This is a genomic window from Pelotomaculum sp. PtaB.Bin117, assembly GCF_002067195.1.
Taxonomy (GTDB): domain Bacteria; phylum Bacillota; class Desulfotomaculia; order Desulfotomaculales; family Pelotomaculaceae; genus Pelotomaculum_D; species Pelotomaculum_D terephthalicicum.
The window spans coordinates 1-11,794 of the sequence record NZ_MVQM01000172.1; the positions used below are offsets into that span (position 1 = coordinate 1).

Genomic DNA, 11,794 nt, shown 5'->3' on the forward strand with positions numbered 1-11,794 from the left:
CCGGTACCGCAAGGAAAAAGATTTAACACTGGAACAATTATCACATAGTTTAGGTATTACCGGCTCATATCTGGGTTATCTTGAGAGAGGCCAAAGAAATACTTCACTACTGACTTTGGCTAAAATAGCAGAAATCTTAGGAGTTACGCCAGATATACTGCTTCGAGTGCCTAAAGATGAATTTCAAGAGGCTTTATATGAACTGTATGACCTGCTCACAAATACAAATGATGTAAAACATGTAACATTTTTAAAAGAGGTAATGGAATCCTACTTAAAACTAAACTATAAATAACCGAAACATTGGCTGCCTGTCTGAAGTGGAAGAAACAGAAACGCCTTAGTGATGAAAAAAGCCCCTGCGGAATTATTCCCGTCAGGAGCTTTCTTTCGCGAATAACAACTCCGGCGCGACTTAAGCCGTTTCTTCCTTCTTCTTCTTGCGGTCCAGAGCGATGATGCGCGGGGATTCCTTTTTCTGAATTGTTTCCCTGGTAACAATACATTTGGCGATGTCATCCCGTGACGGAATATCATACATCACTTCCAGCATGACTTCTTCCAAAATAGACCGCAAGCCCCTGGCGCCGGTGTTGCGCCTGAGCGCTTCTTCGGCAACCGCTTTCAACGCTTCCGGGGCAAACTCAAGGGCAACATTATCCAAGCCAAACAGTTTCTCATACTGTTTAACAAGCGCGTTCCTCGGTTCGGTGAGGATACGGATCAATGCTTCCTCATCGAGGGCATCCAAGGTGACAATAACCGGCAACCTGCCGACAAACTCAGGAATAAGTCCGTATTTAAGCAGGTCCTCCGGCAGTATATTGCTGAGGATTTCCCCTATTTTCATTTCTTTCCTGGGCTTGATTTCAGCGCCGAACCCCATCGACTTTTTGCCCGTGCGGTTCTCAATGATTTTCTCAATCCCGTCAAAAGCTCCGCCACAAATAAACAAAACATTGGTGGTGTCCAGTTGGATGAACTCCTGATGGGGGTGCTTGCGTCCGCCTTGAGGCGGGACACTGGCCACAGTGCCTTCAAGTATTTTCAGCAGTGCTTGTTGAACGCCTTCTCCGGAAACATCACGTGTTATCGACGGATTTTCCGACTTGCGGGCGATTTTGTCAATCTCGTCGATATATACAATGCCTTTTTCCGCTTTTTCCACATCATAATCCGCAGCCTGGATTAATTTCAGCAGGATGTTTTCCACATCCTCGCCCACGTAACCGGCCTCAGTCAGGGACGTGGCGTCGGCAATGGCAAAAGGAACATTCAGCAGACGGGCCAAGGTCTGGGCCAGAAGAGTTTTACCGCTTCCGGTAGGCCCCAGCATCACTATATTGCTTTTTTGCAATTCGACATCGTCAATTTTACCGCCGAGGTTGATCCGTTTATAATGATTGTAAACAGCAACCGCCAATGATTTTTTCGCATTCTCCTGTCCAATTACATATTGGTCCAGAATCTCTTTGATTTCTTTCGGCTTTGGTATATCGCCAAGTTCCAAGCCCAGGTCTTCACTGAGTTCCTCTTCAATAATTTCATTGCACAATTCAATACATTCATCACAAATATAAACACCAGGGCCAGCTACCAGTTTTTTTACTTGATCCTGAAGCTTACCGCAAAAGGAACACTTCAACTGCCCTTTATCGTTAAACATATTTCCACCTCTTTTACCTTTGCTTCCTGACATCGAACACCTCGTCAATAATACCATATTCTTTAGCATGCTGTGCCGACATAAAGAAGTCCCGTTCGGTATCCCTGGCTATTTTATCTAAAGGCTGGCCCGTATGTCTGGAGAGGATTTCATTTAAAATATCCTTTGTCCGCAAAATTTCTTTGGCGTGAATATCAATATCTGTCGCCTGACCCTGGACCCCGCCCAGCGGCTGGTGAATCATGATCCTGGCGTAAGGAAGGGCGTAACGCTTACCTTTCTCTCCAGCGGCCAAAAGAAACGACCCCATGCTGGCGGCCTGGCCCAGGCAAATGGTTGAAACGGGCGGACGAACGTACTGCATGGTATCGTAAATGGCCATCCCGGCAGTAACCACTCCCCCCGGAGAGTTAATATAAAGATGAATATCTTTTTCCGGATCTTCCGCCTCAAGGAACAGGAACTGAGCAATCACCAGATTGGCAACGTAATCATCTATCGGCCCGCCGATAAAAATGATGCGATCCTTTAACAGCCGGGAATAAATATCATATGACCTTTCCCCGCGATTAGTTTGTTCTACAACAATAGGCACCAGATTCATCTTAATCTTTTCCTCCCAACAACCTGTTTGCTTTGCTTCCTCTATTACTATTCCGCATCCTGCACGTTCGTGTCCTCAATTATCTTCGCATTATCGACCAAGAATTGAAATGTTTTTTCTTTTATTATATTATCTTTAATAAAATCAAAGCTGCCTTCACTTTCAAGAGCCTTACGAAATTCTTCGGGATCCTGACGGTATGCTGAAGCGATTTTTTCAATCTCCACTTGTATTTCCTCCTCAGTGGCCGTAATACCTTCAGCTTTACTAATAGTTTCCATCACCAGAGAAGTTTTAACGCTCCGTTCAGCCTCCGGACGCATATCTTCTCTTATCTTATCCATAGATGACTTGGAATAACTGAGATAATCCTCCATCGAAAGACCCTGTCTGGCAAAGTTGTTACTCATATTGGCAAGCATTTCTTTGGTTTGCTGTTCAATCATACTGTCCGGAATTTCGGTAACAGCGTTGTCGACAGCTTTATTGAGCAGTTCCCGCCGGAGCGTGAATTTTGCCCTGCTTTCAGCAGCTTGTATTAATTTATTCTTAATATCATCCTTTAATTCCTGAAGAGTATCAAATTCACTGACATCTTTGGCAAACTCATCATCCAAAGGCGCCAGTTCTTTTCTTTTTATTTCTTTCACTGTTACGGTAAAAGTGGCTTCCTTACCGGCTAATTCTTCCGCCTGGTATTGTTCGGGGAAAGTCACCTGGATATCCTTGGTCTCATTAATAGTCATGCCTATTACTTGCTCTTCAAATCCTTCAATAAAGGAACCGGAACCAATTTCCAGGGAATAGTCTTTGCCTTCTCCTCCTTTGAAGGGCTCACCGTTCACTTTTCCAAGAAAGTCAATTACCGCTATGTCATCTTTCGCCACAGCGCCTTCTTCCAAAGTCAGCAGCTTGGCATGGCTGTTCTGCAGCCGGTCAAGTTCTTTCTGCACATCTTCTTCTTTAATTTCATAGGACTGTTTAACTGCTTCCAAGTCCTTATACTGGCCCAGTTCTACTTCCGGTTTTACCATTACAGTGGCCTTAAACACCACCGGCTTGCCCTCTTCAGCCTGCACAATCTCAACTTGAGGCTGAGCAACAGGTTCAATACCGGTATCCTTTACCGCGTCAAGATAAGCTTCGGGCACCAAGGCTTCCACTGCTTCTTCATAAAGAGTTTCTTTACCAATATAACGCTCAAGAATATGCCGCGGAGTTTTACCCTTGCGGAAACCCGGTATGTTAACTTTTTTCACTATATTGCGGTAGGCTTTGTTTACTGCCTGTGAGAATAGTTCGGCATCCACCTCTACCTCAAGGAGAACTGTGTTCTTTTCTATCCTTTCCGCGTTAGCTTTCATGTATGCTCCTCCTTAAAAGTTTGATTGCATTCTAGTAATTTACTTAGACAATTGCTGTATAGAAAAGTCACACCCTCTCCGTTGATTATGAATACCATAAAATACCTGTAATAATATTCTAACCGCTTTAATAAATTATTCTACAATTACCATATTCTTTCCTTCAAAACTCTTTCCTTAAAATACAACTAAAAAACCAAGGCATACAAAAGCCCTGGCACCAATCATTTTCTTATTACCGGTGGGGCTCACCCGCCTGCCGCGCCGCTGACAAGAACCAAACGCTGCAATACTACCGTCGCAAGGCGGTATTATATTACTTTTCAATTATATCCGCACCGGTGAAAATTATCAACTGGTAAAAAGAATTTCTTTAAATATTGACTTTACCCAAAACCATTTGCATCTATATTAATTTAATGTAATAATATAAACATCCGCTCAAATAATCAAATGGTTTTTTCTTGACAATGCCATTATTATTTGTTAACATAACTTTTGCGGATATTTGGGGAAACTTTGACAGCATCATATTGGCAACGTGGTGGGTATAGCTCAGATGGATAGAGCACCAGATTGTGGCTCTGGGGGTCGTGGGTTCGAGTCCCATTACCCACCCCACTCATTATTACTGGGGCGTCGCCAAGCGGTAAGGCACCGGTCTTTGGCACCGGCATTTCGTTGGTTCGAATCCAGCCGCCCCAGCCATATTAAGGTTCTGGAACAAGCACACAATGATTTTAAAAAGAGATCCCGTATCATTATCAAAGTGATACGGGATTACTGTTTAAATCATTTTTATCATGCTCATCAATTAAACTTTAAACTTGCCTACTAATTCATCCAGTTCTCCGGACAGCTTGGACAGGGTCTCAGTAGAAGCCGAAACCTCTTCCATGACAGCGGTTTGTTCTTCGGTGGATGCCGCTACATTTTGTACTCCCGCCGATACCTGTTCCGCCGCAGCGGCAACATCCTGGATTTGCTCTGTCAAACCCTGTATTGCTTCAATAATAGTCTTGAATCCTTCACCTACACCCTGGACTATCTTAGTGCCCGACTCAACCACTTTGACACTCTCTTCCGTCTCCTCAACCGCTTTCCGTGATTCAACCTGAATGGCGTTAACCAGATTGTTTATCTCTTTAGTAGCATCGGCAGACTGTTCGGCTAACTTTCTCACTTCCTCAGCCACGACGGCAAATCCCATGCCCTGTTCGCCCGCCCGGGCCGCTTCAATAGCCGCGTTAAGGGCCAGCAAGTTGGTTTGATCGGCAATGGTTGTAATCAAACCGACAATATGATTTATCTCCTGTGATTTTTTGCTCAAGTCGTTTATCACTTTGGAAACATCTTCAGACGATTTGGCAATATTCCTCATTTGCTCACTAACATTGATAATATCCCTGTTACCCGCGTTGGCCTGCTCGGTTACAGACTGCGATGCCTCCGAAATTTCCTGAATACTGGTCGAAACCTGTTCAATGGTAGTGGCAATTTCACCCGCGGCGGCAGCGGTCTCGCTGGCGCCGGCCGCCGTTTGCTGCGCGTTAAGCGTCAATTGCTGGGCTGAATCGGCAACCATATCGGATTTTTCGTTTATCTGCTGCACCATTAAGCGCATATTGCCAACCATGTCACCAAAAGCCCCGGCCAGCGTGCCCACCTCATCTTTAGAACCGGCCGTGATCTGCACTGTTAAATCACCGGACGAAGCAACACCCGCCGTCTTGACTAAAGATACGATCGGTCTGGCAATGCCGGTGGCAAACCAATAACCGAGACCCAGCATAATAAAGGCTACAATAGTGCCTACCACGTATGAAGTAACCACGGTCCTGCCGGCTTCACGGTCCAGTTCCTGGCTCCGGGTATTGATGTTACTATTATACGAGTTAACAGAATTTTGGATAATTCCTTCCAAATCCGCCATAACAGTACCAGCCTCGGCAATTTGCGGTCTGAGCTGTTGAAGCGTCACTCCCCGCTGAACCGAAGCAACAATGCCGTCAGCTAAGCTCACATAATTGTTTATGCCGTTTTCGAATTGTGCCCAGGCTTCCTTGTTACTAACAAGATTATTGTTGTTATGAAACGCCAGCTGCTCCTTTAATTCATTGACAGCTTCCCGGTAATGGTTTAGATTGTTGTCACTCGGTTCAATAAAGTATCCGCGTACAGTATATCCCACCTTATATAGATGACCTTGCAGTGCCAAAGTTGATTGGGCAACCTTAACATCTTTTTCCAGGAGATTTGAATAATTTTTGTCAATGCTAGTCATTGAGATGGAACCAAATATGACTATCCCAAGCATAAAAGCACCGAATAGAATTATTAAAAGAAATATTTTACCTTTAATCCCAAGATTCAACTATATCCCCTCCCCCATACCTCTCCCGGGGTCATTTAATTATTTATATTTATTTATATTACCGAAGCAACTTCCTCAAGTTTTCCGGCTGAAGAAGCCAGTTCCTGCATGGCCGCGGATATTTCCTCGGTAGCCGCTGCCTGCTCCTCGCTCAAGGCTGCCGCTTCGACAACTTTTTCTGACATTACCAGCACTTTATCATTTATGATGGCAAGGATATCTCTAATTTCCTTGACGGCCTGCGCACTTTTTATTGAAAGCTTGCGGATTTCCTCAGCTACAACCGAAAACCCCCTCCCATGATCTCCAGCCCTTGCCGCCTCTATTGCCGCGTTAAGCCCCAGCAGATTTGATGTGTCAGCCACCTCGTGAATAAATCCAAGAATCACATCTGTTTTCTTAACCTGCTCCAACACCTCCTTACCCAGGTTTTCGAGAACTTCCTGACTGCCGGCCAACTGCTGGGCGGATGAAGCAAGTTCTTCAACAGTAGCGGAAGTTTGCTGCGTTGAAGACGCGACATTCTGCGCCACCTCAATTAATGTCTCCTGGTTTTTAAGACTCAAACCAAAAGCGACCGCCCCAGCAACCTGCCCGCTGTCGTCTTTCAACGGCAGCCCTCTTGACTTGAAAGACACGCCATAAGCTTCCTTGGGCACCACTGTGTCAATGGTTCTTCCGGTACTGACGGCGCCATACAATCCACTGCCTTTAGGAATCGCGTCTCCAGGCTTCGACCCAAAGTTAATCTCCTGGCCGGGCAGGTAATAAATAAACTTTTCCCTGTCCGACACACCAATCGTACAGTCCATCGGAACCATCTCCTGGATAATCGGAGCAAGCTTAACTACTAAATCAATAATGCTATCTTTTTTTGCAGACCCCGGAATTTCGTCTGATGCGGTTGATGGTGGCACCACAGCGGGTTGTCCGTCTTTAGCAAGATAATTATCAAGCTTTTTCTGAGGTTTATTCCACAGCATATAGTTTATCCTCCTATCTCAATATCATGGCATTATTAAGCTATAACAATCCAGAGCACAGATTTGTGTTTACCGGCTCGCACCGATGGACTCTACATCATAACAACACCTTATATAATTCTCTACTTAGGTGTGCTGTCACCTTCCTTCAATTAAGAACAGATGCCATCCTCACTCACATATCAATTATTCCAGCCTGTTATCCCGCTTTATTGCTGCATAGAAACCATAACAATCATCTGCCGCAGGTATACGCTTCAACAAATATTAAAGGATACCCATGGAAGAATACGGCAATATTTATTTCCTAAAAATTACTTCGACAAAAATACCAATTATCCTTCAGCAGTTGTTCTAAAAAAGGGGATAATTAAAAATATTTTGACTCTTTTCAGTATTAATTGTCACTTCTCTTTTATCTATTGCTAAATGGTATGTGTTGGTATACCTTGACAGAAAAAAATCCAGTGTAGTAAACTAGATTAGCAACTCTTTTGAACCCGTACTTTTGAAATAAAAAATTCTGTATATATCTATATATATATATGTAATTACAAGCGGGCGTGGCGGAATGGCAGACGCGCTGGACTTAGGATCCAGTGGGGGCAACCTCGTGCGGGTTCAACTCCCGCCGCCCGCACCAAGAAAATCAAGGCCTTCGAAAACGGAGGCCTTTTATTTTTGCATTTTATCTAACATTTTATCCAACATTTTCATTTCTCTCTTTAATTAAAACCTAATTATCTATCAGTATCTGTAAACCCCTGAAAGCAACATTCTTACCCATTAACCGCTAAGGTGACAAGCCTAGTAACACAAACAAATATCCTGGCAGTATCGACAGGACGCTATCGTTAGTATCCAGAGTAAAAAAATAACCTTCGTTTAATTATTTACATCATCCTCGTGTGACAGCTGAGCACGTCGGGAAGCAGCGCGCCCGATAGGCGAAGCTGCCCCGGCATAGCGGCTGAGCGGAGCCGGCAGACCCCCAGAACCGGCCTAAGCTTGCCTTATCCCCGCCAGCCAAAGGGCCGGGCAACCGCCTGGCCTGAACTTCCTTACCTAAGAATGATGTTTGCAAAAATGTCTTAAGGGTAAGCGCCTTAACGGGTTTCCATAGTAAAATTAGTATCTGGTTATGTCGCATGAGCTTAAAATGCCAATTAACAATATTCTTACTGACATTATTTATATTTATCATATATTTTGTGATTTCTTATATTCTACACCTTCTTTAAACACATTCCCCACAGCCCGACCTAAATCAAAGTTACTGGCACCCATCATAATCATCGGATTGATTTTTAGTGGGTCAGGCTTGTCGTCTGTCAAGCATTGCTTATTTAGGTATGTAGAAACTATCTCCCCAAAGAACACTTCAAAGCCGCAAATAGGAATGCTATGAATGATCTTACAGAGAAAATTCAACGGACATTCGCTAATCATGGGAGCTTTTTCAAGTTCATCATAAAACGGAGTAAACACAATTGCCTTATCTGTTGTTTTTCCCGATACTATACCGCAATAATCTGTCATTTGAACCATATCTGCCGAGGGTACATTGATACTAAAATATCCATTTTCCTTAACCCCAATAGTTGTATAATGAGTGCTTTTTAATGAGATGTAAAACACTGGTTCCAGACACACCACACCAAATGCTCCAACGGTGGCATAGTTAGGTTTGCCATTTACATCGGCTCCGATAAGGACAGTTGGAGCAGGACTTACCATAGGATAATTTTTGATTTTTACTTTTTCCACATTAAAACCTCCCAAATTTTATTTTGCTTGGAAGCCAGCATTAAAAATATAATTGAAATCCCAAAAAAAGAATAGACTTTTTCTTTTTTGTGAGTTAAGCTACTGTTGTGGTATACCCCAAAGCCTATATGCCATTTTTTTAATTTTCATGGGCATCTATATAATTCGAAAAATAAGAAAGTCGATTATCCTTATCATAGGGAAAATCGGCTTTTTTTATTCTATAATTGTCTTAACATGGGTTTTCCAGCATTTTACTGCGACAGATCCTTATTGCGTATAAATAACAAAATGTGCCAGTTACGGTTGTTACAATTTGTAAGCTTCCTCGAACTGCACAAATCTTGACCATGTATGTATCAGCGCCTGATACCTTGGTGGGCAACCGCCCGCCATTATGTAAAACCGGCAACTGCCGGTCGAAGCGGAACTATCAGCACTAGACCTAGCGCGGCCGGCGCGGCAACAAACTCTGGAGCCTGGCATGGGCAGCAACCAGTACCCGCTAGCGGCGGGCTCAAAAAAATATTTTTTACCCAGAGTCCAGGGCTAAACTAAAAAATATTTTTTTGAGCGTACCCTTGACAGTTGCCCGGGAGGTTCACGGAGGCCGCGCCGACGGGGGCCGGAGCTGCAGTACAATGGAAGAAAAGGGAGGCGATTGTCTACACCGGCACAGCGAAGCACCCGGAGCCCCCGACCCCCATGATTGGGGTCGGGGGCTCCGGGTGCTGGGGGTTGAAGGACCACGGAGAATGACCCGGACAGGACCCTAGTGCTGGGCAGTCTGGCCGGGCTGGCTGACTTACAAAGTCAAGCCTTTAAGGCCAGCCAGGGCAGTCTGGTCTGCCCGACACCGACAGTGTCGGCACCAGCGGGTTTATAATGCTTTTTATCTGTATACATATCCCGTAAACTCACAACAAGCAAGCAATTTTCACGATAATTATAATTTCCATCTGGATATTGTAGATATATATTTTCGAACTCAGTATCTGTTATGCTCACATACCAATAACGGATTCCGCTATAATTAAAGCTCATTGTTACCTTTTTCTTTCCATTATCAGACCATTGTTTCACATGTACACAAATATCTTCTGGTGAAATCAGAATGAGTGAGTACCTATCTGCCTTATTTAAGCTTTTTAAATAAGCACCTTCAATAGATTTATCAGCATCATAAAAGAGAAAAGTGTTAATACTCCCGCAAAATGTCCAGAAATAGCTGGTGTTAATTGTCCCTAATCTGCCGGATAAACTGACCGAAAAAGAAAGTCGGTCAGTCTGTCCGTCAGATGGTAAGAAAACTTACCTGTCCATCGCCTTAAATGTTAAAATATCCTCTCTGGCTTCATGGAGCTTTTCCTTAAAGACCAATTTGAACCAGGCTGTTCTGTTGCGGGTGGGCGGATACTGCTTAAGCTTATCGTAAACCTTGCAAACAGCTTCAATCATTTCGCTTGGCGCATAACCGAACTCCTCCGCCAACTGAGTGGCTAAGGGCAGCAAATCGTAAAAGCCGGTGTGGATAAAGTAATCTTCCAAGCTTAATAAAGGCCTGCTCATGACAGTTCCCCCTCAATCACCCGTTTCACCATCCGGTCATCAATGATACGGTGTCCGTTTTGAGCGCCATACATCAAGGCGTGGGTACATACTTTGTTAATCAGTCTGGCGGTTCCGCTGGAAAAGCGGTAGATGTCATCAACGGCCTGGTCGGAAAAGATATCCTGGGTGGCGCCGGCATAAGCCAAATGCTGCCTGATGTAGGCACCTGCTTCAGCGCGGTCATAGTAGTTCAGCTTGCACTGAAGATCAATCCGCTGGCGAATCGCGGCATAAGACTGTAATTGCAGCCGGTCCCAGAGTTCTGTCTGCCCTACCAGAATAAGGGCCATCGGGCTTTGGGCATCCATATTCATGTTCAGGAGAAAGCGGACTTCCTCCAGCATCTCTTTATCCAAAAGATGGGCTTCATCTACGACCACAACCGGCTGCTGGTGGTGAACCACCTGCATCAGTTCCACTTCCCGGTGCAGCTGACGCTTGGCATCGCCCCGGTAAAATTTCGCTTCATGTCCGAGCTGCTCTAAGATTCCTTTGTAAAAATGACGCGGGGTAAGCCTGGAGTCGGAGATATAGAGCACTTTAAATTTGGCGGGGTTTAAGATTTCAGCATAACAGCGGATAGTGGTCGTTTTGCCTGTCCCGCAGTCTCCGGTAATTACCGCAAACCATCTGCGTTCGGCCGCGTACTCAAGTCTGCCCAGGGTTTCCTCCAAGACAGCCGATTTATATAAATATTCAGTGGGAATATCCCTGGAAAACGGAACCTTATTTAAGTTGTAAAAGGATTCAAACATGACGGCCATCCTCCTTTCCTACACTGCGAAAGGAGATCGCCTGGTTTTGACGGTTTTGTCTTTCTTTATTCCTAGATGCAGCGGCAGTAAGCAGTCGAGAAGAATCCGCGGGCTTTCTTTGCAAATACTCCGGTAATCCCGAACGTTTGCCGACACGTTCACCGATGGTTAGTTCTTTCGCTTTAAAAGGGGTATAGCCCTCATATTCGATCGTAAGCTCGGAAATATCCGCCGGGTCATAAACGACATCCACTGTGCAGCCAATGAAGCTTAAGCCCGCTTCATATTTTTTGCTCATAAAGTTAATACGACCGGACTTATCCACTTTACGGGATTCACAGTGTAAAAAAGCATTAGCCAAAACATGGGGTTCGATAAACATAAGGGGATGGCTGTCACTGTGAAAGGCGGCTTCCGGGCTCATATTGCTTTTCAGAGCAGTGTGCGGCTTATTCTGGTAGCATTCAGAAAGCCAGATTTGGAATAATTCATTCAGTCTTTCTAATGTTTGCGGTTTCTCCAGAGCAGATTCCCGTAAGAAGGAATCGACAGTTTGGTTAAACTTTTCAACCTTGCCGGTATTATGTAGAGCTCTACATAATGAATAGTAAATTATCCAAAGTCAATAAAACAAAAAATAGCTCTACGAAAACGTGAGCTGACTTTGGAT

At 44.4% G+C, this 11,794-nt stretch carries 11 protein-coding genes and 3 tRNA genes; 4 read left to right on the plus strand and 10 right to left on the minus strand.

Annotated features, from left to right (window positions below; genetic code table 11):
* A partial coding sequence (locus tag A4E54_RS14260; protein WP_286726506.1) for a helix-turn-helix domain-containing protein occupies nucleotides 1–295 on the plus strand: 295 nt, incomplete at its 5' end.
* A 120-nt stretch (nucleotides 296–415) separates the two neighbouring features.
* Here A4E54_RS14260 and clpX read toward each other — a convergent pair.
* The 3 genes from clpX to tig are packed head-to-tail and all read right to left on the minus strand — an operon-like array spanning nucleotide 416 to nucleotide 3,634.
* On the minus strand, nucleotides 416–1,666 hold the full coding sequence (gene clpX, locus A4E54_RS14265) for an ATP-dependent protease ATP-binding subunit ClpX (protein ID WP_240082223.1): 1,251 nt from the start codon (nucleotides 1,664–1,666) through the stop codon (nucleotides 416–418).
* Between the two features lie 13 nt (nucleotides 1,667–1,679).
* Nucleotides 1,680–2,270 (minus strand): ATP-dependent Clp endopeptidase proteolytic subunit ClpP, encoded by a 591-nt coding sequence (clpP, locus tag A4E54_RS14270; RefSeq protein WP_240082222.1) that lies wholly within the window; start codon nucleotides 2,268–2,270, stop codon nucleotides 1,680–1,682.
* Nucleotides 2,271–2,317: 47 nt separating this feature from the next.
* Complete coding sequence (gene tig / locus A4E54_RS14275; RefSeq protein WP_286726507.1) at nucleotides 2,318–3,634, minus strand: trigger factor; 1,317 nt, start codon at nucleotides 3,632–3,634, stop codon at nucleotides 2,318–2,320.
* Nucleotides 3,635–4,178: 544 nt separating this feature from the next.
* On the opposite strand from tig, the gene A4E54_RS14280 reads away from it, so the two are divergent.
* Nucleotides 4,179–4,255 (plus strand) — tRNA-His (locus A4E54_RS14280).
* Nucleotides 4,256–4,266: 11 nt separating this feature from the next.
* Nucleotides 4,267–4,342, plus strand: a tRNA-Gln gene (locus A4E54_RS14285).
* Nucleotides 4,343–4,448: 106 nt separating this feature from the next.
* Here A4E54_RS14285 and A4E54_RS14290 read toward each other — a convergent pair.
* Together A4E54_RS14290 and A4E54_RS14295 are read right to left on the minus strand one after the other, a co-directional pair.
* Nucleotides 4,449–6,008, minus strand: a complete 1,560-nt coding sequence (locus tag A4E54_RS14290) for a methyl-accepting chemotaxis protein (RefSeq protein WP_240082220.1) — start codon at nucleotides 6,006–6,008, stop codon at nucleotides 4,449–4,451.
* Nucleotides 6,009–6,061: 53 nt separating this feature from the next.
* Nucleotides 6,062–6,991 (minus strand): methyl-accepting chemotaxis protein, encoded by a 930-nt coding sequence (locus A4E54_RS14295; RefSeq protein WP_282442279.1) that lies wholly within the window; start codon nucleotides 6,989–6,991, stop codon nucleotides 6,062–6,064.
* Between the two features lie 557 nt (nucleotides 6,992–7,548).
* On the opposite strand from A4E54_RS14295, the gene A4E54_RS14300 reads away from it, so the two are divergent.
* A tRNA-Leu gene (locus tag A4E54_RS14300) sits at nucleotides 7,549–7,634 on the plus strand.
* 557 nt (nucleotides 7,635–8,191) lie between these two features.
* On the opposite strand, the gene A4E54_RS14305 is transcribed toward A4E54_RS14300, so the two are convergent.
* From A4E54_RS14305 to A4E54_RS14320, 5 genes are all read right to left on the minus strand, one after another.
* Entirely contained in the window at nucleotides 8,192–8,758 is a 567-nt protein-coding gene (locus tag A4E54_RS14305) for a flavin reductase family protein (protein ID WP_240082177.1), read from the minus strand.
* Nucleotides 8,759–9,571: 813 nt separating this feature from the next.
* Entirely contained in the window at nucleotides 9,572–9,997 is a 426-nt protein-coding gene (locus A4E54_RS15955) for a dual OB domain-containing protein (RefSeq protein WP_502687945.1), read from the minus strand.
* A 72-nt stretch (nucleotides 9,998–10,069) separates the two neighbouring features.
* Nucleotides 10,070–10,327, minus strand: coding sequence for a hypothetical protein (locus A4E54_RS14310; protein ID WP_240082174.1), 258 nt, complete (start codon nucleotides 10,325–10,327; stop codon nucleotides 10,070–10,072).
* On the minus strand, nucleotides 10,324–11,124 hold the full coding sequence (locus A4E54_RS14315; protein WP_240082173.1) for an ExeA family protein: 801 nt from the start codon (nucleotides 11,122–11,124) through the stop codon (nucleotides 10,324–10,326). The genes A4E54_RS14310 and A4E54_RS14315 overlap by 4 nt, the downstream gene beginning before the upstream one ends.
* Nucleotides 11,117–11,506 (minus strand): Mu transposase C-terminal domain-containing protein, encoded by a 390-nt coding sequence (locus tag A4E54_RS14320; protein ID WP_286726509.1) that lies wholly within the window; start codon nucleotides 11,504–11,506, stop codon nucleotides 11,117–11,119. Before A4E54_RS14320 ends, A4E54_RS14315 begins: the two co-directional genes overlap by 8 nt.
* Nucleotides 11,507–11,794: the final 288 nt, after the last annotated feature.